The organism is Bradyrhizobium sp. STM 3562 (genome assembly GCF_045571435.1).
Classification (GTDB): Bacteria; Pseudomonadota; Alphaproteobacteria; order Rhizobiales; family Xanthobacteraceae; genus Bradyrhizobium.
The window spans coordinates 6,455,218-6,479,393 of the sequence record NZ_CP120694.1 but is presented as its reverse complement, the minus strand read 5'-3'; the positions used below and the strand labels follow the sequence as shown (position 1 = coordinate 6,479,393).

At 63.6% G+C, this 24,176-nt stretch carries 23 protein-coding genes and 1 pseudogene; 14 read left to right on the top strand and 10 right to left on the bottom strand.

Translation table 11 applies throughout. The features are described 5' to 3' along the window. Positions 1 to 64: 64 nt before the first annotated feature. From paaA to P6U23_RS29815, 9 genes are all read left to right on the top strand, one after another. Positions 65 to 1,057, top strand: coding sequence for a 1,2-phenylacetyl-CoA epoxidase subunit PaaA (paaA, locus tag P6U23_RS29855; protein WP_407175969.1), 993 nt, complete (start codon positions 65 to 67; stop codon positions 1,055 to 1,057). An 18-nt stretch (positions 1,058 to 1,075) separates the two neighbouring features. After that, entirely contained in the window at positions 1,076 to 1,363 is a 288-nt protein-coding gene (gene paaB, locus P6U23_RS29850; protein WP_407175968.1) for a 1,2-phenylacetyl-CoA epoxidase subunit PaaB, read from the top strand. A 121-nt stretch (positions 1,364 to 1,484) separates the two neighbouring features. Continuing rightward, positions 1,485 to 2,258: a 1,2-phenylacetyl-CoA epoxidase subunit PaaC gene (gene paaC, locus P6U23_RS29845; protein ID WP_407175967.1), complete on the top strand. Its 774-nt coding sequence runs from the start codon at positions 1,485 to 1,487 to the stop codon at positions 2,256 to 2,258. Then, entirely contained in the window at positions 2,252 to 2,764 is a 513-nt protein-coding gene (gene paaD, locus P6U23_RS29840) for a 1,2-phenylacetyl-CoA epoxidase subunit PaaD (protein WP_407175966.1), read from the top strand. Before paaC ends, paaD begins: the two co-directional genes overlap by 7 nt. A gap of 149 nt (positions 2,765 to 2,913) precedes the next feature. After that, positions 2,914 to 3,993, top strand: coding sequence for a 1,2-phenylacetyl-CoA epoxidase subunit PaaE (gene paaE, locus P6U23_RS29835; protein ID WP_407175965.1), 1,080 nt, complete (start codon positions 2,914 to 2,916; stop codon positions 3,991 to 3,993). 100 nt (positions 3,994 to 4,093) lie between these two features. Then, positions 4,094 to 4,546, top strand: a complete 453-nt coding sequence (paaI, locus tag P6U23_RS29830) for a hydroxyphenylacetyl-CoA thioesterase PaaI (protein ID WP_407175964.1) — start codon at positions 4,094 to 4,096, stop codon at positions 4,544 to 4,546. A gap of 45 nt (positions 4,547 to 4,591) precedes the next feature. Then, positions 4,592 to 5,923 (top strand): phenylacetate--CoA ligase PaaK, encoded by a 1,332-nt coding sequence (gene paaK / locus P6U23_RS29825; protein ID WP_407175963.1) that lies wholly within the window; start codon positions 4,592 to 4,594, stop codon positions 5,921 to 5,923. A 139-nt stretch (positions 5,924 to 6,062) separates the two neighbouring features. Beyond that, complete coding sequence (locus tag P6U23_RS29820; RefSeq protein ID WP_407175962.1) at positions 6,063 to 7,055, top strand: zinc-binding alcohol dehydrogenase family protein; 993 nt, start codon at positions 6,063 to 6,065, stop codon at positions 7,053 to 7,055. Between the two features lie 114 nt (positions 7,056 to 7,169). Continuing rightward, the gene (locus tag P6U23_RS29815; protein ID WP_407175961.1) at positions 7,170 to 8,252 is read left to right on the top strand and encodes a YeeE/YedE family protein; all 1,083 of its coding nucleotides are present in this window, start codon (positions 7,170 to 7,172) and stop codon (positions 8,250 to 8,252) included. A 16-nt stretch (positions 8,253 to 8,268) separates the two neighbouring features. Here the strand turns inward: P6U23_RS29815 and P6U23_RS29810 are convergent, their stop codons facing one another. From P6U23_RS29810 to P6U23_RS29790, 5 genes are read right to left on the bottom strand one after another with little or no spacing between them, the layout of a single operon-like run. Then, complete coding sequence (locus P6U23_RS29810; RefSeq protein ID WP_407175960.1) at positions 8,269 to 9,492, bottom strand: alpha/beta fold hydrolase; 1,224 nt, start codon at positions 9,490 to 9,492, stop codon at positions 8,269 to 8,271. A 47-nt stretch (positions 9,493 to 9,539) separates the two neighbouring features. Further along, positions 9,540 to 10,202, bottom strand: coding sequence for a sulfite oxidase-like oxidoreductase (locus tag P6U23_RS29805; protein ID WP_407175959.1), 663 nt, complete (start codon positions 10,200 to 10,202; stop codon positions 9,540 to 9,542). Between the two features lie 15 nt (positions 10,203 to 10,217). Beyond that, positions 10,218 to 11,540, bottom strand: coding sequence for an MFS transporter (locus P6U23_RS29800; protein WP_407175958.1), 1,323 nt, complete (start codon positions 11,538 to 11,540; stop codon positions 10,218 to 10,220). 40 nt (positions 11,541 to 11,580) lie between these two features. Next, positions 11,581 to 12,825: a cytochrome P450 gene (locus tag P6U23_RS29795; RefSeq protein WP_407175957.1), complete on the bottom strand. Its 1,245-nt coding sequence runs from the start codon at positions 12,823 to 12,825 to the stop codon at positions 11,581 to 11,583. A gap of 54 nt (positions 12,826 to 12,879) precedes the next feature. Next, entirely contained in the window at positions 12,880 to 13,089 is a 210-nt protein-coding gene (locus P6U23_RS29790; RefSeq protein WP_407175956.1) for a ferredoxin, read from the bottom strand. Positions 13,090 to 13,288: 199 nt separating this feature from the next. Here P6U23_RS29790 and P6U23_RS29785 point away from each other — a divergent pair, with 199 nt between their 5' ends. Next, positions 13,289 to 13,933 (top strand): TetR/AcrR family transcriptional regulator, encoded by a 645-nt coding sequence (locus P6U23_RS29785; protein ID WP_407175955.1) that lies wholly within the window; start codon positions 13,289 to 13,291, stop codon positions 13,931 to 13,933. 59 nt (positions 13,934 to 13,992) lie between these two features. Here P6U23_RS29785 and P6U23_RS29780 read toward each other — a convergent pair whose 3' ends face one another. Then, positions 13,993 to 15,414, bottom strand: a complete 1,422-nt coding sequence (locus P6U23_RS29780) for an amidase (protein ID WP_407175954.1) — start codon at positions 15,412 to 15,414, stop codon at positions 13,993 to 13,995. 101 nt (positions 15,415 to 15,515) lie between these two features. Between P6U23_RS29780 and P6U23_RS29775 the strand changes: the two genes are divergently transcribed. Then, positions 15,516 to 16,364 carry an alpha/beta hydrolase gene (locus tag P6U23_RS29775; RefSeq protein WP_407175953.1) on the top strand — a complete coding sequence of 283 codons (849 nt, stop codon included), beginning with the start codon at positions 15,516 to 15,518 and terminating at the stop codon, positions 16,362 to 16,364. Between the two features lie 125 nt (positions 16,365 to 16,489). On the opposite strand, the gene P6U23_RS29770 is transcribed toward P6U23_RS29775, so the two are convergent. Further along, entirely contained in the window at positions 16,490 to 17,263 is a 774-nt protein-coding gene (locus tag P6U23_RS29770) for an SDR family oxidoreductase (RefSeq protein WP_407175952.1), read from the bottom strand. 174 nt (positions 17,264 to 17,437) lie between these two features. On the opposite strand from P6U23_RS29770, the gene P6U23_RS29765 reads away from it, so the two are divergent. Beyond that, positions 17,438 to 18,517, top strand: a complete 1,080-nt coding sequence (locus P6U23_RS29765) for a tartrate dehydrogenase (protein WP_407175951.1) — start codon at positions 17,438 to 17,440, stop codon at positions 18,515 to 18,517. A gap of 123 nt (positions 18,518 to 18,640) precedes the next feature. Here P6U23_RS29765 and P6U23_RS29760 read toward each other — a convergent pair whose 3' ends face one another. The 3 genes and pseudogenes from P6U23_RS29760 to P6U23_RS29750 form a co-directional block, all read right to left on the bottom strand. Continuing rightward, positions 18,641 to 19,552, bottom strand: a complete 912-nt coding sequence (locus P6U23_RS29760) for an NAD(P)-dependent oxidoreductase (RefSeq protein WP_407175950.1) — start codon at positions 19,550 to 19,552, stop codon at positions 18,641 to 18,643. 29 nt (positions 19,553 to 19,581) lie between these two features. Further along, positions 19,582 to 20,831, bottom strand: a pseudogene (locus tag P6U23_RS29755) (Zn-dependent hydrolase). 111 nt (positions 20,832 to 20,942) lie between these two features. Next, a complete protein-coding gene (locus P6U23_RS29750) occupies positions 20,943 to 21,869 on the bottom strand; it encodes a LysR family transcriptional regulator (RefSeq protein ID WP_407175949.1) in 927 nt (308 codons plus the stop codon). A gap of 130 nt (positions 21,870 to 21,999) precedes the next feature. Here P6U23_RS29750 and P6U23_RS29745 point away from each other — a divergent pair, with 130 nt between their 5' ends. Together P6U23_RS29745 and P6U23_RS29740 are read left to right on the top strand one after the other, a co-directional pair. Next, complete coding sequence (locus P6U23_RS29745) at positions 22,000 to 22,818, top strand: putative hydro-lyase (protein WP_407175948.1); 819 nt, start codon at positions 22,000 to 22,002, stop codon at positions 22,816 to 22,818. 96 nt (positions 22,819 to 22,914) lie between these two features. Next, positions 22,915 to 24,165: an ABC transporter substrate-binding protein gene (locus tag P6U23_RS29740; RefSeq protein ID WP_407175947.1), complete on the top strand. Its 1,251-nt coding sequence runs from the start codon at positions 22,915 to 22,917 to the stop codon at positions 24,163 to 24,165. The last annotated feature ends 11 nt before the right edge of the window (positions 24,166 to 24,176 follow it).

Here is a 24,176-nt window from a genome sequence, read left to right as displayed (position 1 = left end):
AAAATATCTTGCCATTCGGTGATTATGATATATATTTCCTCCCAATAAACATGGGAGGTGCGCCATGTACACCCAGGCGCTGAATACGTCGGATGCGGACGATCGCAGCCTTGAGGACGCCGCGCGCGCCGCGCATTTCCAGGCGCGCATCGATGCGGAAGAACGCATCGAACCGAACGACTGGATTCCGGCCGCCTACCGCAAGACCCTGGTCCGGCAGATCTCCCAGCACGCTCATTCCGAGATCGTCGGCATGCTCCCGGAAGGGAACTGGATCACTCGCGCGCCGACCTTGCGCCGCAAGGCGGCGCTGCTCGCGAAGGTTCAGGACGAATGCGGGCACGGGCTCTATCTCTATGCCGCCGCCGAGACCCTCGGCGCCTCGCGCGAGGAACTGGTCGATGCGATGCTGGCGGGAAAGGCGAAGTACTCTTCAATCTTCAATTACCCGACCCTGACCTGGGCGGATATCGGCGTGATCGGCTGGCTCGTCGACGGCGCCGCGATCATGAACCAGATTCCGCTCTGCCGGTGTTCCTATGGCCCCTATGCGCGCGCCATGATCCGGGTCTGCAAGGAAGAATCCTTTCACCAGCGCCAGGGCTACGAGATCATGCTGACGCTTTGCCGCGGCTCCGACGAGCAGAAGGCGATGGCACAGGATGCGCTGAATCGCTGGTGGTGGCCGGTCTTGATGATGTTCGGTCCCCCCGACAAAGCGAGCCAGCACGGCGACACTTCCACCAAATGGAAGATCAAGCGCTTCTCCAATGACGAGCTGCGCCAGAAATTCGTCGATGCCACCGTGCCGCAAGCGCAATTTTTGGGGCTCACCATTCCGGACCCTGGCATGACGCAGGATGCCGACGGGCATTGGCGTTACAGCGAGATCGATTGGGACGAATTCAAGCAGGTGCTTGCCGGCAACGGCCCCTGCAACCGCGACCGTCTGGCCGCGCGGCGCAAGGCGCATGACGAGGGCGCCTGGGTACGCGAAGCCGCCGCGGCTTACGCGGAGAAGCGCAAATACCGGCAGGCCGCACAGGCCGCCGAATAGGTCTTAAGGGAGGTGAGCATGGCCACGCCGAACACGCCGTTGTGGGAGGTATTCATCCGCAGCCGCAACGGGCTCGCGCACAAGCATGTCGGCTCGCTGCATGCGAGCGACGCCACCATGGCGCTGCAGGCCGCGCGCGACATCTACACCCGCCGCGGCGAGGGCCTGTCGATCTGGGTGGTGCCGTCGAGCGCGATCACCGCGTCCGATCCGGCCGACAAGGGCATGATGTTCGAACCGGCGGCGTCCAAAATCTACCGGCATCCGACGTTCTATGAAGTGCCGGAAGAAGTCGGGCATATGTGACTTTCAATCCTCATGGTGAGGAGGCGCGACAGCGCCGTCTCGAACCATGAGGCCCGCGGCCCATCCTTCGAGACGCCTGCTCACGCAGGCTCCTCAGGATGAGGAAGGAGCAAGTTGACCGATGGCCGTCTCCAATATTCAGGTCTCCGAAACGCCGCTGGTGCTGTACACGCTGCGCCGCGCCGATGACGCGCTGGTCCTCGGTCACCGGCTGTCGGAATGGTGCGGCCACGCGCCGATGCTGGAAGAGGACATGGCGCTATCCAACATCGCGCTCGACCTCCTGGGCCAGGCGCGCGAGCTCTATCGTTATGCGGCCAAGGTCGAGGGCCGGGACAATGACGAGGACAAGCTCGCCTATCTGCGCGATATCAGGCAATACCGCAACCTGCTGCTGCTCGAACAGCCGAACGGCGATTTTGCCCGCACAATGGTGCGGCAATTGTTCTATTCCGCCTTCGCCGATCTCTATTGGCGCGCCATGAGATCGAGCGATGCCACGTTCGCGGCCATCGCGGCGAAATCGGAAAAGGAGAGCGCCTATCACTTGCGCCACTCCTGCGAATGGATCATCCGGCTCGGCGATGGCACCGAGGAAAGCCACGCGCGCACGCAGGCCGCGATCGACGATCTCTGGGCCTTCACCGGCGAGATGTTTTCGGTCGATGACGCCGAGCGCGGCTTGATCGATAAGGGCGCCGCGATCGATCCGGTAGGCTTGCGCCAGCACTGGCTGAAGACAATTTCCGATGTCGTGGGCGAAGCGACTTTGACGCTACCGAATAATAGCTGGATGCAGCAGGGCGGCCGCAGTGGCCGGCACAGCGAGCATCTCGGCCACCTCTTAAGTGAGCTGCAGTATATGCAGCGGACATTTCCGGGTCTCACATGGTAGCCGCGCAAGACAAAGTCGATCACGAGACCGACGACCAGCGACGCGCCTGGGAGGCGGCCGCGAGCGTCGTCGACCCTGAGATTCCGGTGTTGACGATCGCCGATCTCGGCGTGCTGCGCCACGTCGCGGTCGCCGGTGACCGCGTCGAGGTTGCGATCACGCCGACCTATTCCGGCTGCCCCGCCATGAACATGATTGCGCTGGAGATTGAGCTGGCCCTGGAGCGCGAGGGGTTCCGCAATCCCAAGGTGCGCACTGTGCTGTCGCCGGCCTGGACGACTGACTGGATGAGCGAGGAGGGACGCCGCAAATTGCGGGACTACGGCATCGCGCCGCCTCTGCCTGCGAGCTCCCGCCGCGCGCTGTTCGGTATGCAGCACGTTGCGTGTCCGCAGTGCGGTTCGGATGACACCGAGCTGCTCTCGGAGTTCGGCTCGACCTCCTGCAAGGCCCTGTGGCGCTGTAAGAGCTGCCGCGAACCGTTTGATTATTTCAAATGCCACTAATGCCATCATTGCGAGCCAACGGGTCCGCGCGAAGCGCGGCCCGATGACAGGCTCCGCGAAGAAATCGAGAGCCAGGCGTGCGGCTCTGGATTGCTCCGTCGCCCCGCTCCTCGCAATGACGCGCCATGTGTATCGAGAGCAGAATTGTAATGTCCAACGCTCCTCGCTTTCATCGCCTCGCGGTCGACGATCTTCGTCGCGAAACTGCCGATGCAATTTCGCTCACCTTCGCGATCCCCAAAGAGCTCGCCGATGACTATCGTTTCGCGCCGGGCCAATACCTCACCCTGCGGACCACGCTGGACGGTGAGGAAGTGCGTCGCTCCTATTCCATCTGCTCCGGCCCCGATGACGGCGAGTTGCGCATCGCCGTGAAGAAGGTCGATGGCGGGGCGTTTTCGAACTGGGCCGCGGAGGACCTGAAGAAAGGCGATCAGCTTGACGTGATGACGCCGACCGGCCGCTTCGGTGTCGCGCCAGCGGCCGCTGATGCGCGCACATATGTCGGCTTTGCCGCAGGCTCCGGCATCACCCCAATTCTGTCCATCATCAAGGGCGTGCTCGCCCGCGAGCCGAAGAGCCGCTTCTTCCTGTTTTATGGCAACCGTACCACCGAGCGCATGCTGTTTCGCGAAACGCTCGAGGAGTTGAAGGACCGTTTCATCGACCGCTTCTCGGTGTTTCACGTGATCTCTGGCGAGGAGCAGGACATCCCGATCCTGCATGGGCGGCTGGACGGCGACAAGGTGAAAGTTCTGCTGCGCGCGATGGTGCCGGCCGAGAGCGTCGATCATGTCTTCATCTGTGGTCCGACCGGCATGAGCGAGGAAGTCGAGGCGACTTGCCGCGCGCTCGGCATCGCGGCCGAACGCATTCATGTCGAGCGTTTCGTCTCCGAATTCGGCGGCAAGCCGCGGCCCAAGGCGGTGGTTCCGGCCTCGGCGGCGCCGAAGGCATTCGCGTCGCTGATCATCGACGGCAAGCGCCGCGACGTGCCGGTGGCGGAAGGCGAGGCCATCCTGGATGCTGCGTTGCGCGCCGGTATCGATCTGCCCTTTGCCTGCAAGGGCGGCATGTGCTCGACCTGCCGTGCCAAGCTTGTCGAAGGCAAGGCGGAGATGGACATCAACTATTCGCTGGAGCCGTGGGAGTTGAAGGCTGGATTTGTCCTGACGTGCCAGGCAAAGCCGGTGTCTGAGCGCGTGGTCGTGGACTACGACCACGTCTGAAGATGAGGCGTCGTTGACTCGTCGATCGCGTCGCCGCAGCATAGAAGTTTACAAGTTTAAGAGGCTTGCTCGCACAAGCCGATAGTCCGGGGAGTTGTAAGTGAACGTCAAGGCCACACTATCGCCCGACGATCTCGCGCGCGCCTGCGCGGACGCGATGTGGAAGGAGGACGATGCGAGCTCGGGGCTCGGCATGGAAATCCTGAGCGTCAAGGCGGGCGAGGCGACGCTCGCCATGACCATCCAGCCGCAGATGGTGAACGGCCAGCGGATCGCCCATGGCGGCTTCATCTTCACGCTCGCCGATTCCGCCTTTGCCTTCGCCTGCAACAGCCGCAACGAGCGCGCTGTCGCCGCGCACTGCCAGATCAGCTTCATCCGACCGGCAAAGCTCGGGGATCGCCTCGTTGCCGTGGCCCGCGAAATCTCGCGCAACGGACGCTCCGGCATTTACGATGTGCGCGTCAGTGCCGGCGATGAGGTGATCGCCGAGTTTCGCGGCCATTCCCGCACCATTGCTGGGAATTGGCTGCCGGACAGCGAGGTCAAATAACTCAAATAACAATGAAAAATTCTGGGAAACGCCGAGGACAGCGAGATGGCGACGACAAGCCTGAAAGTAGGGGCCGGCAGTTATAATCCTCAAATGGATGAGGCGGAGCGCGCCTCGCGCGATGAGATCATGGCGCTGCAGACGCGACGCCTGAAATGGTCGCTCGCCCATGCCTATGAAAACGTCGCGCATTATAGGAAGGCTTTCGACAGGGCCGGCGTGCATCCTTCCGATTTCGAAGAGCTGTCGGATCTCGCCAGATTCCCGTTCACGTCGAAGACGGACCTGCGCGAAAACTATCCTTTCAACATGTTCGCGGTCCCGCGCGAGAAGCTGGTGCGCGTGCATGCATCGTCGGGCACGACCGGCAAGCCGATCGTGGTCGGCTACACCAGAGCGGACATCGCGACCTGGTCGAGCGTGATGGCCCGTTCGATCCGTGCTGCCGGCGGCCGGGCCGGCATGATCATCCATAACGCCTATGGCTATGGCCTCTTCACCGGCGGGTTGGGCGTGCATTACGGCGCGGAAGAACTCGGCTGCACGGTGGTGCCGATCTCCGGCGGCATGACGGAGCGGCAGGTGCAGCTCATCAACGATTTCCGGCCTGATATCATCACGGTGACGCCGAGCTACATGCTGGCGATCCTCGATGAGTTCAAGCGCCAGGGCCTCGACCCGCGCAAATCGTCGCTCAAGATCGGCATCTTCGGTGCCGAGCCCTGGACCAACGCAATGCGCGCCGAGATCGAGGACGCCTTCGATATGGATGCGACCGACATCTACGGGCTCTCCGAGGTGATCGGTCCGGGCGTCGCGCAGGAATGCATCGAGACCAAGGACGGCCTGCACATCTGGGAGGATCACTTCTATCCCGAGGTGATCGACCCCGAGACCGGCAAGGTGCTGCCGGACGGCGAGAAGGGCGAACTTGTGTTCACTTCCTTGACCAAGGAAGCCTTTCCGGTGATCCGCTATCGCACCCGCGACCTGACACGGCTGCTATCGGGCACCGCGCGGCCTGGCATGCGGCGGATGGAGAAGGTCACGGGACGCTCCGACGACATGATCATCCTGCGCGGGGTCAATTTGTTCCCGACCCAGATCGAGGAGGTGCTGCTCGCGACCGAATGGTGCGGCGGCCACTTCATCCTCGAACTGACTCGCGATGGCCGCATGGACGAACTGACCATCATCGCCGAGTCTCGCCCCGAGAGTTGGGACGGCCGCGGCCTCGTCGAGCACGCCGAGCGGATCAGCGCACACATCAAGAACACCATCGGCATCACCGCCAAGGTGAAGGCGGTTGCCCCGGAGACGCTGCAGCGTTCGCTCGGCAAGGCCAAGCGGGTTTACGACAAGCGCCCGAAGGGGTAACCATTTTTGCTCCTCATGGTGAGGAGGCGCGTGAGCGCCGTCTCAAACCATGAGGCCCGGCCGGTGGCCTCATCCTTCGAGACGCCGCTTCGCGGCTGCTCGGGAGGAGGGACACGAGTGTTCGATAGGGGAACTGGGAGTGTCTAAAGACGTCGAAGCGCGCTGCGTGCGGCTGAACGCGAAGGCGGCTGACGTCGCTTCGCTTGCGCCCGTGATCGAGCGGCGTACGCTGTCGCGCCGCGACAATGAGGTGCTGATCCAGATCAAGGCCGCCGCGGTCAATCCCTCGGACGTGAAGGCCGCGACCGGGCTGATGGCTTATGCCGTGTTTCCGCGCACGCCGGGCCGCGACTATGCCGGCGTGGTGATCGATGGCCCGGAAGGGACGGTCGGGCGCGAGGTGTTCGGCTCCTCCGGCGACCTCGGTATTCGCCGCGACGGCACTCATGCCACGCATCTCGCCGTCGAAACCGGCGCCGTGGTCGAGAAGCCGAAGACGATCTCCTGGGAAGAGGCGGCGGGAATCGGTGTTCCCTTCGTTACCGCGATGGAAGGCTTTCGCCGCTCCGGCATCCCGAAAGCCGGGGAAACCGTGCTGATCATGGGTGTCAACGGCAAGGTCGGCCAGGCGGCGACACAGATCGCGACATGGCATGGCGCGCGGGTCATCGGGGTGGTGCGCAAGAACGAGGCCTACGAAGGTCACGCCAATGCAAGGATCGAGGTCATCGACGCCTCTGCCACCGATGTCGCCGTGCGGGTGCGCGAGCTGACTGACGGCAAGGGCGCGTCGATGGTGTTCAACACGGTGGGCGATCCCTATTTCCAGGCGGCGCACAAATCGCTCGCCGTTCGCGGCCGCCAGATCCTGATCGCAGCCGTCAATCCGGTCGTGCAGTTCAACATCCTGGAATTCTATCGCGGGCAGCATACCTATGTCGGTATCGATACGCTCGCGCTCTCGTCGGTCGCGACCGGTGACGTGCTGCGGGAACTCGCGCCCGGCTTTGCGAGCGGGCACCTGAAACCGTTTGCGATCAATTCGACTGCGATCTATCCGTTGGAAGACGCCGGGCGCGCCTATCTCGCGGTCGCCGGTTCGTCGCGCGACCGGGTGATCTTGCGGCCGTAACGCGAAACGTCATTGCGAGCGAAGCGAAGCAATCCAGAACTGTTTCCGCCGAAAGGAATCTGGATTGCTTCGTCGCTTCGCTCCTCGCAATGACGACCCACTCTAGGACTGTTGATGGACTCTAATCACCTCGTCGTTCTCGTCGGCCTCATCATCGGCCTCATCTACGGAGGCATCGGGCTTACGAGCGGCTTTTGCCTGATGAGCAGCCTGCGCGGCTGGTGGGCGAAGGGCGACGCGCGCCTCGTTCGCACATATGCGCTTGCGATCGCCGTGGCGGTCGCGGCCAGTCAGGCGCTTGCCGCTTACGGGGTGGTCGATCTCGGCAAATCGATCTATCTGCAGCCGACCTTCTCCGGCCCGCTGATGTTCTTCGGCGGCTTGTTGTTCGGCTACGGCATGGTGATGGCCAACGGCTGTCCTTCCCGCGCGCTGATCCTGCTTGGGCGCGGCAATTTGCGCTCCTTCGTCGTGATCGTCCTGGTCGGCATTTCCGCGCAGATGACGCTGAAGGGTCTGATTGCGCCGATGCGCATTGCCGCGCTGCAGGTCTCCCAGAGCACCGTCACGGTCACCTCGCTGCCGGCCTGGCTGTCGAGTGTCGGTTTGCACGGCGCGCCGGCGCGAATCGTGGCCGCTGCCGCGATCGGCGCCGCCTTTCTGGTCTTCGCCTTCGCGCATCCGCCGTTCCGCCGCGCACCGGGCCAGATCGGGGCGGGCATTATGATCGGCCTTCTGGTTGCGGCCGGTTGGTTTGCGACCGGTTATCTCGGCGCCGACGAATTCAACCCGGTGCCGGTGACCTCGCTGACTTTCATCGCGCCGATCGCCGACACGTTGCAGTATGTGATGTTGTCGACGGGCCTCACGTTGAATTTCGGCATCGCCACCGTTGCCGGCGTGTTCGCCGGCAGTGTCGCGACCGCGCTCGTGACCGGCCGTCTCCACCTGGAAGGTTTCAACTCGCCGCGCCACATGTTGCGCTCGGCGGGCGGCGCAGTGCTGATGGGCGCGGGCGGCGCGATGGCTCTTGGCTGCTCGGTCGGGCAGGGGCTGACCGGGTTGTCGACGCTGGCGCTCGGCTCCTTCATTGCGGTGGCCGGCATTCTGGCGGGGACGGCCGCGGGCCTGCGCGGCGCGCTGCGCGTGCGGCCGCTGGCATCCGCGCTGGAGCCGCAATCAAGTCCATCGGCCTGAGGCCTCCGGCTCTTCGTCAATCGGCGGGCCTGGTCAGGATGCGGACCTCGGACGTCAGCGTGCGGTGCACCGGGCACTTGTCCGCGATCTCCATCAGTCGCTTGCGCTGCTCGCTATCGAGCGCGCCTTCGATGCCGATCACCCGCTCGATCTGGTCGAGCAGGCCGATCTTGGTCTCGCACTCGGCGCAGTCCTCCGCGTGAATCTTGCTGTGGGCAAGCGTCACGGTGACGCGGTCGAGCGGCAGCGCCTTGCGTTCGGCATAAAGCCGCATGGTCATGGAGGTGCAGGCCCCGAGCGCCGCCAGCAGGAAGTCGTACGGCCCTGGTCCTGAGTCCTCGCCGCCCGCCGCGATCGGCTCGTCGGCAAGCAATCGATGCGGCCCGACGGCGATGGTCTGCTGGAATTTGCTCTCGCGCGTTTCGCGCACCACGACGTGGCGCGGCGTCTCGCCGAGGTTCAAGGTCGCCGCGGGACCGGCGGGCTCGAGATAGCGGCTCGCCCAGGCGGCGATGACATCGGCGACGTAGGTCGCATCGCGCCGGTTGGTCAGCAGATGATCGGCATCGTCAAGCGAGACGAAGCTCTTGGGATGCTTGGCCGCGAGAAAGATGCGCGTGGCATTCTCGATCCCGACGGTGTCGTCCGTCGGCGCATGCATGACCAGGAGCGCCTTGCGCAGATGGGCGATGTGCCGCATCAGTTCATGCTCGGCGACGTCGTCGAGGAATTCGCGCGTGATGGGGAAGGGGCGGCCGGCGAGAGAGACTTCGGTCCGGCCGTTTGCCCTGATGTCCTCGAGACGATCCTCGAACAGACCGGTGACATGGTTCGGATCGGAGGGCGCAGCGATGGTGATCACGGCGAGCGCCTCCGGAATCCTTTCCGCGGCGGCCAGGATGGCGGCGCCGCCCAGGCTATGGCCGATCAGGATCGCCGGCGCTTTCCGCGTTTCGCGCAAATGATCGGCGGCGTGCACGAGATCGGCGACATTGGAAGAGAAGGTGGAATTGGCGAAATCGCCCTCGCTGGACCCGAGTCCGGTGAAGTCGAACCGCAGCACGGCGATGCCCTTGGCGGCAAGCGCCACCGCGATCCGCTTGGCCGCGAGCACGTCCTTGCCGCAGGTGAAGCAATGGGCGAACAGCGCGTAGGCGATGGGCGCACGATCGGGCAGGTCGAGCGTAGCCGCGAGCTGGTGGCCGCCTTCGCCCAAAAACTGGAAGCGTTCAGTCGGCATCGTTCGGCCTCCATGATGGTCTCTGCAACGTGGAGAGGAGCAGGTCCTCAATCGCCGGAATAGCGTTGCTCGGCCCAGGGGTCGCCGCGGTTATGATAGCCGCGCACTTCCCAATAGCCCGGCGCGTCCTTGTCGAGAAATTCGATCGCTTGTAGCCATTTCGCGCTCTTCCAGAAATAGAGATGCGGCACCACCAGCCGCACCGGGCCGCCATGCTCGGCCGTGAGCGGCTGGCCTGACCAGCTATGCGCGAGCAGCGCGTCGTCGGCGGCGAAATCCTCCAGTGCCAGATTGGTGGTGTAGCCGTCGTAGGAGTGCAGCACGACGAAGCGCGCGTCCTCGCGGGGCTGGCAGGCCGTGAGCAGGTCTTGCGTCGCGAGCCCTTCCCATTGGTTATCGTAACGCGACCAGGTCGTGACACAGTGAATATCGGAGGTGAATTGCCTCTGCTGCTGCGCCATGTACTGGGCGAAATCCCAGAAGACCGGCTGCTCGACCGCACCGTAGACGTCGAGCCGCCAGCGCTCACGCGAAATCTCCGGCGTCAGCCCGAGATCGAGCACCGGCCAATCCCGGGTCAAATGCTGCCCGGGCGGCAGGCGCTGTTCCTCGGGGCGACTGACCTTGCCAGTGAGGAAGCGCCCCTCCTGCGCCCAGCGCTGCTTGGTGCGGGTCAGCTTGCTCTCGGGGGGCTCGTTCTCATCGGCCATTTCGTGCGACCTCCGCTATTCGTGCCGGTGCATTGCCGATTCGTGCTTGGTGTCGCGCATCGTTGAGTAGATCAGCAGCGACAGGAAGATGATGCCGCTCAGATAATAGTAGAACCAGGTCTCGTGTCCGATGCTTTTGAAGTAGAGCGCAATCGCCGGCGCGGTGCCGCCGAACATCGACACCGTAATGGCGTAAGGTAGCCCAACCCCGAGCGCGCGCACATTGGTGGGGAACAATTCGGCTTTCACAATGGCGTTGATCGAGGTGTAGCCCGCGACGAAGATCCAGGCCGCGCAGATCAGGAGGAACGCGATGAAAGGCGACTTGGTCTCCTTCAGCGTCATCAGGATCGGAACGGTCGCAAGCGTGCCGACGATGCCGAAGAACACCAGGAGCGGCTTGCGGCCGATCTTGTCCGATAGCGCGCCATAGGTCGGCTGCAAGAGCGTCGCGAACACCAGCGTGCCGAAGATCACGATGGTGGTTTGATCCTCGGTGAGCCCGACCGACAGTTTTACAAAGGTCTGCATATAGGTGGTGAAGGTGTAGAACGCCGCGGTGCCGCCGGCCGTCAGGCCGATGACGAGCAACAGCTCGCGCGGATAGCGGAAGAGGTCGCGGAGCGAGCCCCTCGGTTTGACGGCCTTCTTGGCTTCGATGAACGCCTCGGTCTCATGCAGGTTGCGCCGCATCACCGCGGTGAAGATCGCAAGCAACGCGCCGATGACGAAGGGGATGCGCCAACCCCAGGCCTTGAGCTGCTCCGGCGTGAGGAACACCTTCTGCAGCAACAGCAGCACGATGATCGCGGTGAGCTGGCCGCCGATCAGGGTGACGTATTGGAAGCTGGAATAGAAGCCGCGGTGCTTGGCATCGGCGACCTCGCTCAAGTAGGTGGCGCTTGCGCCGTATTCTCCCCCTAGGCTCAGGCCTTCGATGACGCGGGCGAGCGCCAGGATCGCCGGCGCGGCAAAGCCAATCGAGGCGTAGGTCGGCGTCACCGCGATCATGAGCGAGCCGAAGCACATGCACAGCACCGAGAGCGTCAGCGACAGCCGCCGGCCGAAATGGTCGGCCAGATAGCCGAACAGCCAGCCACCGAGCGGCCGCATCAGGAAGGTGGCGGCGAACAGCACGGCCGCGTTGAGCTGCTGCACCACAGGGTCGCTGGCGGGAAAGAACGCCGGCGCGAAGTACAACGCGAACGCGGTGTAGGCGTAGAAATCGTACCACTCGACGAGGTTGCCGGCCGAGCCGATGAAGATCGCACGAACCCGGCGCTCGACGTCGGCGACGTCGAGTTTTTCGGGGGCCCGGGTTAGTGTCTGATCTGTCATTGTCGGGCCTCCGAAGGTCTTGTGGGTGGGTTTCGGGGCCTCAGGTAGCCTTTTCGAACAGGATCGGCAACTGTCTGGGGCCGCGCACCGTGCCTTCCGACCACGTCACCTTGCCGGCCGGGTCGAGCCGGAAGTCGGGAATGCGCTTCAGCCATTCCTGAAGTGCAACCGTCATCTCCATCCGCGCCAGATTGGAGCCGATGCAGCGGTGAATGCCCAACCCGAAGGCAGCATGCGGGTTGCTCTTGCGGTCGAGCACGACCTTCTCGGCATCAGGGAAGACGGCGGGATCGCGGTTGGCCGCCGGGAACGACAGCAGCACCATATTGCCCGGCTTGACCGGGCAGCCGGCGATCGTGGTCTCCTTCATCACCTCGCGTGCCATGGTCACGGGCGAATAGGCCCGCAGCAGTTCCTCGACCGCCGTCGGCATCAGTTCCGGCTCGTTCACCAGCCGCTCGCGGTCGGCAGGCGCCTTCGCCAGATGCCAGAGTGAGGCGCCGATCGCGCTCCAGGTGGTGTCGATGCCGGCAATCAGCAGCAGCCGCAAGCTGCCCAGGACATGGCTGTCGTCGAGCGGCTGGCCATTCTTATCCCTGGCGTTCATCAGGGTGGAAATCAGGTCGTCGGTCGGACGCTGCTTGCGCTCCTCGATCCGGTCGGTGAAATAGGCCGACATCTCCTGCACACCCTGCTTGAGCATGCTCTCGTCCTTGATGCCGAGTTCGAGGATCATGTGGATCCATTTGACGAAGAGATCGCCGTCCCGCTCGGGGATTCCGAGCATATGGCAGATGGCGCGCACCGGGATGTGCTTGGTGTAACGCGCCGCGGCATCGCACCGGCGATCCGCGATGAACTCGTCGATCAATTCGTTGCAGATCGCGCGCACCCGCGGCTCGAGCCTCTTCATCGCATCGGGCGTGAACGGCGGCAGCAACAATTGCTTGGCGGGCTTGTGCTCCGGCGGATCGGAAGTGATCGGCGGAGCGGCATTCTTCTGGATCTCGGGCCGCTCGTCGCGGACGATGATGCGGCGCGAGGAGAAGTGCTCGGTATCGTGCGCGATCTGTTTCACCGCCTCATAGCTGGTCGGCAGATAGCACCCCTGAAAGCGCTTGGTGTGCACCACGGGGCACGTCGCGCGCAACTCGTCCCAGATGGGAAACGGGTCTTCGATCCAGCGCGGGTCGGTGTGGTCGAAATCGTGCACCCAGTCTGTCACGGGCGGATGTTCAGGAAGGACGCGGTCGGCTTCGGGCATTGCTTGGGCGAGATCGGACATTTCTTCGATTCCTCTTCCTGCGTTCGCTTTGGCTCGATGCATCGAGGCGTCTGGTCACTCCTCGATGACGTCGATCGCGATTTCCGGGCAGTTCGCCTTGGCGAGCCAGGCCTTGTCCTCGAGGCCCGCCGGCACCACACCGTCGCCATGCTCATGCGCGTTGCCGTATTCGTCGAGGTCGAACAATTCGGGCGCCAGCGCTTTGCAGCGGGCGTGCCCCTGACACTTGTCGGGATCGACGTGAACTTTCAGTTTTGCAGACATTCGAACGTTCCCTCGGTGAAGATGCGCGCCATTGGTGCGGGCGCATTGTGTTTTTGTCGGCGGCGCGCGCCTGTGGTCGGGCCACATTTGTGCAATTTGCGCTGCGTGCTGCTTGTGCTGCACCGCCAAGTTATAGCATATTACATTCGGCTTGGTCTCGTCCTGTCAAGCCAAATAGTCGGGAGATCACCATAACGCGATGTCGCAGCCGCTCGCGCGCAAGCCGCTCAACGCTTATCATCACGGCGACCTCCGCGAGGCGCTGATCAAGGCCGCGCTGGAGGAGGTGGAGAGAAGCGGCCCCGAAGCCGTCAGCCTCAAGGCGCTCTCGAAAAGGCTCGGCGTGTCGCAGCCGGCGCCTTACCGTCACTTTGCCGACCGCGAAGCGCTGCTCGTGGCAGCCGCGGCGGAAGCCTTTCGCCAATTCAGCGCGGAACTTCGCGGCATCATCAACAAGCCCTCGAAACGTTCAAAGCTGTCGCGCTTCGCGCGCGCCACGCTGGAATTCGGCCTGCGCCGCAACGGCATCTATCGGTTGATGTTTGCCTCGCGCGTGATGGCTTGCTCGGCAAAGGACAGCGAGCTTCATGCGGCGGGACGGGAAACCTTTGCGCTGCTCGTTGAAGCATTGGAAGCGCCGGCCGTCGGCCTCTTGCGCGAACGCTACGCGCTCAAGATCTGGGCCTCGCTGCACGGCGTGATCACGCTGGCCGAACAGGGCCTGTGGACCGGCCAGATCGCCGGCACCACGCGCGAGGAACTGGTGGAGGATATCGTTGCGGAGACGAAGCTGGCGCTGACGGCCGCGATCGAGGCGGCACGGCGCGGCGCGATACTGTGTTGAGGGGCTGAGCAGTTTGTCTCAAGAGACCCGCAAGACCAAGGCGCATTAGCGGCGGCTATTTACCTCGGCTCCCTCGGATCAATCGGCGTGGTGCCGCGTAGGCCCAAAATATCCTCCAGCACCTTGGCGCCGGCGAGGACCTGCGCTTCGCCGCGCGGGGGACCGACGATCTGCAGGCCGACCGGCAGGCCCAAATTGGTGAAGCCGCAGGGCAGCGACAGCGCGGGGCAGCAGGCGAGCGTGATCGCGTAGACGATCCCGAGCCACTGCACGTAATTGTCGAACTTCTTCCCGGCGCATTCGGCGACGTAGCGGTTTTGCACCGGGAACGGCGCGACGATCGTCGTCGGCGCCAGCAGCAGATCGTAGGTCTTGAAGAATTCTACCGCGCGCGCCGTCATCGCGATGCGCTGGGCTTCGGCGCGTTGAATCTGTTCGACTGTCAGTTTCAGTCCTTCCTCGATGTTCCAGATCACCTCGGGCTTGAGCAGGTCGCGATGCTTGCGCAAGAGCGCGGCCTTGCTGACCGCAAAATCGAAGGCGCGCAGCACGTGGAAGCATTCATGGGCCTCGCTGAGATCGGGATGAGCTTCCTCGACGATGCAGCCGGCCTCCGTGAAGCGCTCTGCCGCCTTGCGGGTGATCGCGGCGACTTCGGGATCGACCGGGGTAATCCCGAGATCGGGGGAGTACGCCACGCGCTTTGGTTTCTTGCCGGATCGCGCCGCGGACCGAAACGATGACGAAAGCGCGGGCAGCGATAGTGGATCGGCCGGGTGTTCGCCGCTCATCGCGTCCAGAAGCAGTGCCAGGTCCTCGACATTGCGCGCCATCGGACCTTGCACGCCGAGCGTGCGGTCGAGCTTGAATTTTGGCGTGTGTGCGACGCGGCCGATGCTCGGCCGCATCCCGACGATACCGCAGAAGCTCGCCGGATTGCGCAACGAGCCGCCCATGTCCGAGCCATGCGCCAGCCAGGCCATGCCGGTGGCGAGCGCGACCGCGGCGCCGCCGGACGAGCCGGCCGCCGAGCGTGACGTGTCGAAGGGGTTGAGGGTTGCGCCGAACACCTCGTTGAAGGTGTTGGCGCCGGCGCCGAATTCCGGCGTGTTCGACTTGGCGTAGACCACGCCACCATTGTCCTCGAGACGTTCGACCAGGATGTCCGAACGCGCCGAGACGTGGTCCTTGAAGATGGGAGACCCTTGGGTGTTGCGCACGCCCGCGACGTCGCTGAGGTCCTTGATCGGCACCGGAAGGCCCGCGAGCAGGCCGCGCTCGGAGGCCGGCTTTCTCATCAGCGCCTTGGCGTGCTCGCGCGCGCGCTCGAAGCAAAGGATCGGCAGCGCGTTGACCTTGCCGTCGACCTCGGAGATCCGCTTCTCCAAGACGTCGAGCAGATCGAGCGGGGTTACCTCACCCGCCTTCAACTTCGCGACGACGTCACAGGCGCTCTGGCGGATCAATTCCTGCTGGCTCACTTCATCTCTCCGTTCGCTCTGCACTTCACAAGCGGACCCCGCTAGCCCTGTAGAACATTTTGCGGCAGAGTGGCAACGCGTCACGTATCGGAGATTTCGGCATGACGATGCCACTCGAGGCGCCAGATTGGCGCGAAATGAACCAGGACGAGCTCGACCGTGGCCTCAACAACAGCCTTGCGGTTGCCGACAGCGGCGAGATCGTCGCTACCTGGGAGCGCCGCTCGACGGAGCTGCGCAAGCGCCACCCGGACTACCTCGATCTCCGCTACGGCCCGCGCGAGCGCAATCGGATCGACTTCCTCAAAGCCGCGGATCGCGCGCCGACGCTGCTGTTCATCCACGGCGGCTATTGGCAGATGCGGGCAAAGGAAGTCTTTACGCTGGTCGCGCAAGGGCCGATGGCGCACGGCATCAATGTGGCGCTGATCGGTTACACGCTCGCGCCTGACGCGACGCTCGACGAGATCGTTGCCGAGATTCATGCCGGGATCGATTCTCTTTGCGCGCAACTGCCTGCGCTTGGTGGCGACGGCAGCCGCATCGTCGTCTCCGGCTGGTCCGCCGGCGGCCATCTCACGGCGATGGCGCTGTCGCATCCAAAAGTCGCGGCAGGGCTCGGCATCAGCGGCATCTACGAGCTCGAGCCGATCCGCCACAGTTATCTCAACGCCAAGCTCGGGCTCGACGAGGCCGCCTCACGACGCAACTCGCCGGTGATGCAGGACAGCGGGCCGGCAAAGCCATTGTCGCTGATCGTCGGCTCGGGCGAACTGCCGCTGCTGCGCAAGCAGACCGCGGATTTTGCCTGTTACCGTGCCAGACGCGGGCTGCCGCTGACCTACGAAGAAATCCCCGGCGCCAATCACTTTACCATCATGAACGAGATGATTTCGCCTGCTGGGCGGATGACGACGCTGATCAGGCAGTTGTTCGGGCGGGCGGGGTGAACCACTTCGGTCATTCCGGGGCGATGCGACAGCATCGAACCCGGAAATCTCGGGGGGCCCCCCGATGCGCAATCGCGCATCTGAGGTCTGGGCCGGAGCACCGTCCCGGAACGACGGTGAGAACTTCACCATCCCGCGCTAATGCCGCCATCGACCGTAAAGATCACACCCGACGTATAGCCGGAGCGATCGGATGCCAGAAATGCCATGAGGTCGCCGATCTCGCGCGCATGTGCGGGGCGGCCGAGCGGCAGGCCTTTCTGGAACTCGGTGTAGCGGCTTTCGTCGCCGAATTGATTCTTGGCCCGGGTCTTGAGCAGCGTGACGTGTCGGTCGGTGCCGACCGGACCCGGATTGATGCCGACGACGCGGATATTGTCGGCGAGGCTCTTGCTGCCGAGCGCGCGGGTGAAGGCCATCAACGCGGCATTGCCGGCGCTGCCGCAGATATAGTTGGCATCGAACTTCTCCCCGGCCGCACCGATATCGTTGACGATGACGCCGCCGCCACGTGCCTTCATCTGCGCATAGACCGCACGCGTCAGGTTGATATAGCCGAACACCTTGAGCTCCCAGGCGTGGCGCCAGGTCGCCTCGTCGATCTTGTCGATCGAGCCGCCGGGAATATCGCCGGCATTGTTGACGAGGATGTCGATATCGGACGCATCCTTCGCCAGGCGGGCGACGTCCTCGGGTTTGCGCAAATCGACCGCATGGGCGGTGGCGTCGATTTGATGCGCCGAACGCAGGCGCTCCGTCAGCGCCTTGAGCTGGTCGCCGCTGCGGGCGGCCAGGCGCAGGTGACAGCCTTCTTCGGCAAAGGCTTCGGCCGCCGCAGCTCCAATGCCCTTTGAGGCGCCGGTGATCAGGACGCGCTTGCCGCGTAGATGCAGATCCATGGGGTTGCTCGCTGAATGGGAGGGATTCCTTCAGCAAAACCGTTAGGCGGGGCCGGATCAAGCGGTCAACATTGCACTGCAGCGTTGCGCGCCGGGCAAGTTTGGTCCATTGCAATTTGCGTCAACGCAGGGCCTCGCCGGCTCAAGCCCAAATATGTCTCAAGGAAACTCTCGATGAGTAGCGCAAGGAAACAATATCGGATCGCGGTCATCCCCGGTGACGGCATCGGCAAGGAGGTAATGCCGGAGGGGCTGCGGGTGCTGGAGGCGGCGGCGAAAAAGCACGGCGTATCCGTGCAGTTCGATCATTTCGATTTCGCTTCCTACGACTATTACGCCAAGCACGGCCAGATGATGCCGGACGACTGGAAGGAGAAGATCGGCAAGCATGATGCGATCTATTTCGGCGCGGTCGGCTGGCCGGCCAAAATCCCCGATCACATTTCCTTGTGGGGCTCGCTGATCAAGTTCAGGCGAGAGTTCGATCAATACGTCAATCTGCGCCCCGTGCGGCTGATGCCGGGCGTGCCGTCCCCGCTCGCGGGCCGCAAGCCGGGGGATATCGATTTCTGGGTGGTGCGCGAGAATACCGAGGGCGAATATTCCTCGATCGGCGGACGGATGTTCCCGGATACCGAGCGCGAGTTCGTGGTCCAGGAAACCGTGATGACGCGGGTCGGCGTGGATCGGATCCTGAAGTTCGGCTTCGAACTCGCGCAGTCGCGTCCGAAGAAGCACCTCACCGCGGCGACGAAATCGAACGGCATCTCCATCACCATGCCCTATTGGGACGAGCGCGTGGAGGCGATGGCGAAGAGGTATCCATCCGTGAAGTGGGACAAGTACCACATCGACATTCTCACGGCGAATTTCGTGCTGCATCCGGACTGGTTCGACGTCGTGGTCGGCACCAACCTGTTTGGCGACATTCTCTCCGACCTCGGCCCGGCCTGCACCGGCACGATCGGCATTGCGCCGTCGGGCAACATCAATCCGGAAGGCGATTTCCCCTCCGTGTTCGAGCCGGTGCACGGCTCCGCGCCCGATATTGCGGGCCAGGGCATTGCCAACCCGATCGGCATGATCTGGTCCGGCGCGATGATGCTGGAGCATCTCGGCGAGAAAGCCGCAGGTGAAGCGATCGTCACCGCGATCGAGCGCACGCTCGGCGAACGCACGCTGCGCACCCGTGATCTCGGCGGCAACGCCGACACGACAGCCTGCGGCAAGGCGGTCGCGGAGATGATGGAGTAGGAGGCAAGTCGTTGCTTGCGTCATGGCCGGGCTTGTTCCGGCCATCCACGGGCCTCCGAGTTTGAAGGCGTGGATGCCCGGGACAAGCCCGGGCATGACGGAAGAGAAACGGTGACGTTCGCGCTATCCCTTCGCGACCCGCCGGCAATGCTCCCATGCGGCGGCAATAAGGTTCTCGCTTGCTTCAGGCGTCCGGAAGGCGGAATGGGCTGAGAGCGTCACGTTCGGCAGTTTTGTCAGCGGATGATCCGCCGGCAGCGGTTCGATGTTGAAGACGTCGAGCCCCGCGTGGCGGATATGGCCCGACTTCAGCGCGTCGATCATGGCGGGCTCGTCGACGAGGGCACCGCGGGCGGTGTTGATGAGGATGACACCCGGCCGCATCGCGGCGATGCGCTCTCGCGAGAGGAAGCCGCGAGTCTCGTCATTGAGCAAGAGATGCAGCGAGACCACGTGGCTGTCCGCGAGCAATCTCTCCAGCGAAACGAACTCGACGCCTGCATGGCTTTTCGGTGTCCGGTTCCAGGCGGTCACGCGCATGCCGGAGCCGGACGCGATGCGCGCGACTTCCGCGGCGATGCCGCCAAAGCCAATCAGTCCCAGCGTCTTGCCGGTGAGCTGCATGCCGTCCTCGCGCAGCCATTGGCCTGCGCGCATCTCGCGGTCCATCAGCGCGATCACGCGGGCGGACGCCCACATCAGCGCGATGGTGCATTCGGCGACCGCCGTGTCGCCATAGCCCTTGATCAGATGCACTGATATGCCGAGCTCGGCGAGCTCTTCCGGATTCATATAGCTGCGCGCCCCGGTGCCGAGAAACACGACATGCTTCAGCCCGGTGCATTTCCTCGCGATCTCGGTTGGCAGCGGCGTGTGGTCGACCACGGCGATTTCGGCGCCGTCGAGCACTTGCGGCCATTCGTCCGGCGTCAAATCGGGGTTGCGGTTGATCCGCACCTTGGGATCGCCGGGCTGCTGCAGCCGCTCGAAGATGACGGCCAGCGATTCGTTGGCATCGACAAAGACTCCGCGCACGATGGTTCTCCGCTGCTCGATGATTGAGGTCAGGAAGCAACGCCGCTGAGCGCAAGCACCGTGTGCAGCAGCACATTGGCGCCTGCGGCGCAATCGGCCTGCGTTGCGTCCTCCAGCTCGTTGTGGCTGATGCCGTCCTTGCACGGCACGAACACCATGGCGGTCGGAATCCTGGTGTTGAGATTGCAAGCGTCGTGACCGGCACCGGAGGTGATACGGCGATTGGAATAGCCGAGCGAATTGGCGGCATGCTCCACGGCGTCGACGAGCTTCGCGTCGAAATGGGTCGGCGGCTTGCGCCAGATCAGCTCGAGGCCGACTTCGACCTTGCGCTTTTGGGCGATCTCGGCCACAGCCGCGCGAAAATCGCGGTCGAGCGCGTTCATGATCGCATCATCCGAGCTGCGCAGGTCGGCGGTGAAGGCGATCTCGCCCGGGATCACATTGCGCGAGGGCTTTGCGATTACCGCCTCGCCGATGGTGCCGACGGCTTTGGGGCCATGCTTTTTCGCGATGGCCTCCACGGCAAGCACGATTTCCGATAGCGTCGCGAGCGCATCGCGCCGCAGCGGCATCGGCGTCGAGCCGGCATGGCTCTCGAAGCCGGTGATCTTGCCATCATACCACAGCACCCCCTGACCGGAATCGACGACGCCGATGGTTTTGTTCTCCGCTTCCAGGATCGGGCCCTGCTCGATATGCAGCTCGACGAAGCTGCCCAGCTTCTGGCCGCCGACCGGGAGGTCGCCGCGGTAGCCGATGCGATCGAGCGCTTCTGCCACGGTGGTGCCCTCGGCATCCTTGCGCGACAGAATATCGTCGGTCGTGAAGTCGCCGACATAAGCGGCCGACGCCATCATGGCCGGCGCAAAGCGCGAGCCTTCCTCGTTGGTCCAGTTGATGATGCAGATCGGCGCGTCCGTCTCTATCCCGGCATCGTTGAGCGTGCGCACGACTTCGAGCGCCGCCAATGTGCCGAGAACGCCGTCATATTTGCCTCCCGTGGGCTGGGTATCGAGATGCGAGCCGAGCCCGACCGGAGGTTTGCTCATGTCGCGGCCCTTGCGCAGCGCGAACATCGAGCCGAGCGCGTCGATCCTCACCTCGAGGCCGGCGGCCTCGCATGCCCACGAAACCAGTCGCGCACCTGCTTGTCTTCGGCCGAGAGCGTCAAACGCCGCACGCCGCCCTTGGGGGTGCCGCCGAACTTCGCGGTTTCGTGAATTGTTTCCCACAGGCGGGCGGAATCGATCTGCAGGTTGGTTGCGGCTCGGCTCATGCTGCTTTCCTCTGAACGGCGTTGTTCAAGAGCATGATCGGTTTTCCGAAGAGATCATGCTGAAAGAGAATCTTGAGTGCGATGGCGATCTCAACCAAGTCGCCATTGCACTCAAGCCGTCACATGACTCGGGGCCAGGGCGGCGTCAACCGACATGCCTGCATGCGCGATCTGGCCGGCGAGATCGGCCACGCGCTCGACCGCGACGACGTCAGGAGAGGCGAGCCAGCTTGCCGTGAAGGTCAGGCGCTCCATCTTCAGATCGGTGTTGAGCAATTGCAACCGTCCGTCGGCGAGCTCGCTCTCCACGATCGCCGCCGGAATCACGGCAATGCCGAGCCCCTCGATCGCCATGTGGATCACGGTCGAGAGCGAAGTGCTGGCGTGCAGCCGGATCGGCGGCAGGTCGGGCCGGTTGAACACCGCGCGCACGGCTTCATAGGGTTGGGTCTTCCGCGGGAAGGTGATCAGCGGAAATCGCGCGAGCTCCGCCCGCGTGATCGGGCCGCTGCCAATCCCGAGCGAAGGGCTGGCAAGAAAGCTGATCGGGTAATCGCAGAGGACGCGATTGTGGACACCGGAGCCTGACAGCGGTCCCACCACGAAAGCCAGCTCGATCTCCTGGTTGAGCAGCCGTGCGCTTAAGTTCGGTGTGATATCGACCTCGATTTCCAGGAGCAGGTTCGGGTAGGCGGTGTTGAGACTCTTGATCAGACGCGGCAGCCAGGTGTGCACGATGGTCTCGGCGACACCGAGCCGGAGCACGCCGCGCATGGCGGTGCGCTCGCCGACCTCGGCCAGCATTTCCGAGCGCAGCCCGATCAGCTTTTCGGCGTAAACCATCATCTGCCGGCCGCTCGGGGTGGGCGAGGCGACGCGGTGGTCCCGGTTCAAGAGCTTCACGCCCATTTCGCGTTCGAGCTGGGCGATGCGTTGGGAAATTGCGGGCTGGGTCGTGTTGAGCCGCTGGGCGGCGCCGCGGAAACTGCCGAGTTTGACCACCCACAGAAACGTCTCGATCGACCTGAAATCCAGCATCGGAATCCGCCTAAGATGCTTGCCACGACTGATAAATTCGATTTATCGATCATGATCAAAAACAACGATTAGACTTTATACCACGATTGGGATTGAGTGAGCATGTCGAGATATTAGGCAGGTCGCTCCGATGACTGTTTTTGCGGCAGGGCAGCAATTCCGCGGCGAGGAGAAGATTCTTCCGAGCGTCGAAGCACGACGCGCCTATCGCGCCGGCAAGGACGGCAGCACCGCCGGTGTCGCCAACGGCTACGTGCAGGGCAACCTGGCCATCCTGCCGGAAAAGTTCGCTTCTGCCTTTCATCGCTTCTGCCAGCTCAATCCGAAGCCGTGCCCGATCATCGGCATGTCGGATGTCGGCAATCCCCGCATTCCCGCGCTCGGCGCCGATCTCGACATCCGCACCGATGTACCGCGCTACCGCGTCTGGCGCGACGGCGAGGTGGTCGAGGAGCCGACCGACATCACGGCGCATTGGCGCGACGACCTCGTCGCCTTCGTGCTCGGCTGCTCCTTCTCATTCGAAGAGGCGCTGCTCGCGGAAGGGCTGCCGATCAAGCATATCGAGCGCGATGTGCGCGTGCCGATGTACCGCACCAACATTGCCTGCGCGTCCGCCGGGCCGTTCGCGGGTCCCATGGTGGTCTCGATGCGTCCGTACAAGCCGGCGGATGCGATCCGCGCGGTGCAGATCACCTCGCGCTTTCCGTCTGTGCACGGCGCGCCGGTTCACCTCGGCCATCCGCACCTGATCGGGATCAAGGACATTGCGAAACCCGACTACGGCGATCCGGTGCCGGTCGAAGCGGATGAGATTCCGGTGTTCTGGGCCTGCGGCGTCACGCCGCAAGCGGTGATCGCCGCGGCCAAGGTGCCGTTTGCTATCACGCACGCGCCGGGGCTCATGCTGGTGACGGACTTGCAGAACAGACATCTGGCCGTGCTCTAATGGGCAGGGGACTGCCGTTACTTGAGGCTTTACGGCGGCCGCCAACCGTTACATTTAGCTGCCGCAAAAACCGGGGCATAAACAGGGGATGAAGTGATGAAGATCAGCCGCCGTAATCTGTTGCTTGGGGCCAGTGCAGCCGCCGCGCTCGGCCCGATCGCAGCCCGCGCAGAGGCTTCGGAAGTTGCGATCGGCGTGATCTATCCGTTGTCCGGCTCCAGCGCCCAGATCGGAGTGGACGCGCAGAAGGCCTTCGAGACCGCGGCCGACATCATCAACAAAGACTATGATTTCAAGCTGCCGCTCGCCAAGGGCGAGGGATTGCCGGGCCTCGGCGGCGCCAAGGTCAAGCTGGTGTTCGCCGACCACCAGGCCGATCCGCAGAAGGGCCGCGCCGAAACCGAACGCCTGATCACGCAGGAGAAGGTCTGCGCCATCGTCGGCACATATCAGAGCGCCGTTGCGGTCACCGTCAGCCAGACCTGCGAGCGCTACCAGATTCCGTTCCTGTCGGCCGACAATTCCTCGCCGAGCCTGCATCGCCGCGGCCTGAAATTCTATTTCCGTGCCTCGCCGCATGACGAGATGTTCTCGAAGGCCATGTTCGATTTCTTCGACGACCTGCGCAAGAAGGGCCAGAAGATCGAGACGCTGGCGTTGTTCCACGAAGACACGATTTTCGGAACCGATTCCGCCAACGCGCAGACCAAGCTGGCGAGCGAACGTGGCTACAAGATTGTGGCCGACATCAAATATCGCGCCAATTCGCCGTCGCTGACCGCCGAGGTACAGCAGCTCAAGGCGGCGGACGCCGACGTGCTGATGCCCTCGAGCTACACCACCGATGCCATCCTCCTGGTCAAGACCATGGCCGAACTCGGCTACAAGCCGAAGAACATCATGGCGCAGGATGCCGGCTTCTCCGAAAAGGCGCTATATGATGCCGTCGGCGACAAGCTGGAAGGCGTGATCTCGCGGGGCAGTTTCTCGCTCGACCTCGCCGAGAAGCGGCCGATGGTCGGCCTCATCAACGAGATGTTCAAGGCGCGCTCCGGCAAGGACTTCAACGACTACACTTCGCGCCAGTTCATGGGCCTGATCCTGATGGCGGAGGCGATCAACCGCGCCAAGTCCATCGATGGCGACAAGATCCGGGAAGCGCTGGCGGCGACCGATATGCCGGGCGACGTCACCATCATGCCCTGGAAGCGCGTGAAATATGACGAGATGGGCCAGAACAACGATGCCGATCCGGTGCTGCTGCAGTATCTGGGCGGCAAGTTCGTGACCGTGGCGCCGGCGCAGGTGGCCGTATCCGAGCCTGTCTGGCCGATGCCGGCGAAGTAAACAGCGAGCGA

What these genes read in the sequence shown, in the direction of transcription:
- P6U23_RS29765 (WP_407175951.1), top strand. Translation starts at nt 17,438, where the DNA reads ATGAGTAGCGCAAGGAAACAATATCGGATCGCGGTCATCCCCGGTGAC.
- P6U23_RS29740 (WP_407175947.1), top strand. Translation starts at nt 22,915, where the DNA reads ATGAAGATCAGCCGCCGTAATCTGTTGCTTGGGGCCAGTGCAGCCGCC.
- P6U23_RS29805 (WP_407175959.1), bottom strand. Translation starts at nt 10,202, where the DNA reads ATGGCCGATGAGAACGAGCCCCCCGAGAGCAAGCTGACCCGCACCAAG.
- paaD (WP_407175966.1), top strand. Translation starts at nt 2,252, where the DNA reads ATGGTAGCCGCGCAAGACAAAGTCGATCACGAGACCGACGACCAGCGA.
- P6U23_RS29745 (WP_407175948.1), top strand. Translation starts at nt 22,000, where the DNA reads ATGACTGTTTTTGCGGCAGGGCAGCAATTCCGCGGCGAGGAGAAGATT.
- P6U23_RS29770 (WP_407175952.1), bottom strand. Translation starts at nt 17,263, where the DNA reads ATGGATCTGCATCTACGCGGCAAGCGCGTCCTGATCACCGGCGCCTCA.
- paaC (WP_407175967.1), top strand. Translation starts at nt 1,485, where the DNA reads ATGGCCGTCTCCAATATTCAGGTCTCCGAAACGCCGCTGGTGCTGTAC.
- P6U23_RS29750 (WP_407175949.1), bottom strand. Translation starts at nt 21,869, where the DNA reads ATGCTGGATTTCAGGTCGATCGAGACGTTTCTGTGGGTGGTCAAACTC.
- P6U23_RS29785 (WP_407175955.1), top strand. Translation starts at nt 13,289, where the DNA reads ATGTCGCAGCCGCTCGCGCGCAAGCCGCTCAACGCTTATCATCACGGC.
- paaA (WP_407175969.1), top strand. Translation starts at nt 65, where the DNA reads ATGTACACCCAGGCGCTGAATACGTCGGATGCGGACGATCGCAGCCTT.
- P6U23_RS29800 (WP_407175958.1), bottom strand. Translation starts at nt 11,540, where the DNA reads ATGACAGATCAGACACTAACCCGGGCCCCCGAAAAACTCGACGTCGCC.
- paaK (WP_407175963.1), top strand. Translation starts at nt 4,592, where the DNA reads ATGGCGACGACAAGCCTGAAAGTAGGGGCCGGCAGTTATAATCCTCAA.
- P6U23_RS29775 (WP_407175953.1), top strand. Translation starts at nt 15,516, where the DNA reads ATGACGATGCCACTCGAGGCGCCAGATTGGCGCGAAATGAACCAGGAC.
- P6U23_RS29815 (WP_407175961.1), top strand. Translation starts at nt 7,170, where the DNA reads ATGGACTCTAATCACCTCGTCGTTCTCGTCGGCCTCATCATCGGCCTC.
- P6U23_RS29795 (WP_407175957.1), bottom strand. Translation starts at nt 12,825, where the DNA reads ATGTCCGATCTCGCCCAAGCAATGCCCGAAGCCGACCGCGTCCTTCCT.
- paaE (WP_407175965.1), top strand. Translation starts at nt 2,914, where the DNA reads ATGTCCAACGCTCCTCGCTTTCATCGCCTCGCGGTCGACGATCTTCGT.
- paaB (WP_407175968.1), top strand. Translation starts at nt 1,076, where the DNA reads ATGGCCACGCCGAACACGCCGTTGTGGGAGGTATTCATCCGCAGCCGC.
- P6U23_RS29790 (WP_407175956.1), bottom strand. Translation starts at nt 13,089, where the DNA reads ATGTCTGCAAAACTGAAAGTTCACGTCGATCCCGACAAGTGTCAGGGG.
- P6U23_RS29810 (WP_407175960.1), bottom strand. Translation starts at nt 9,492, where the DNA reads ATGCCGACTGAACGCTTCCAGTTTTTGGGCGAAGGCGGCCACCAGCTC.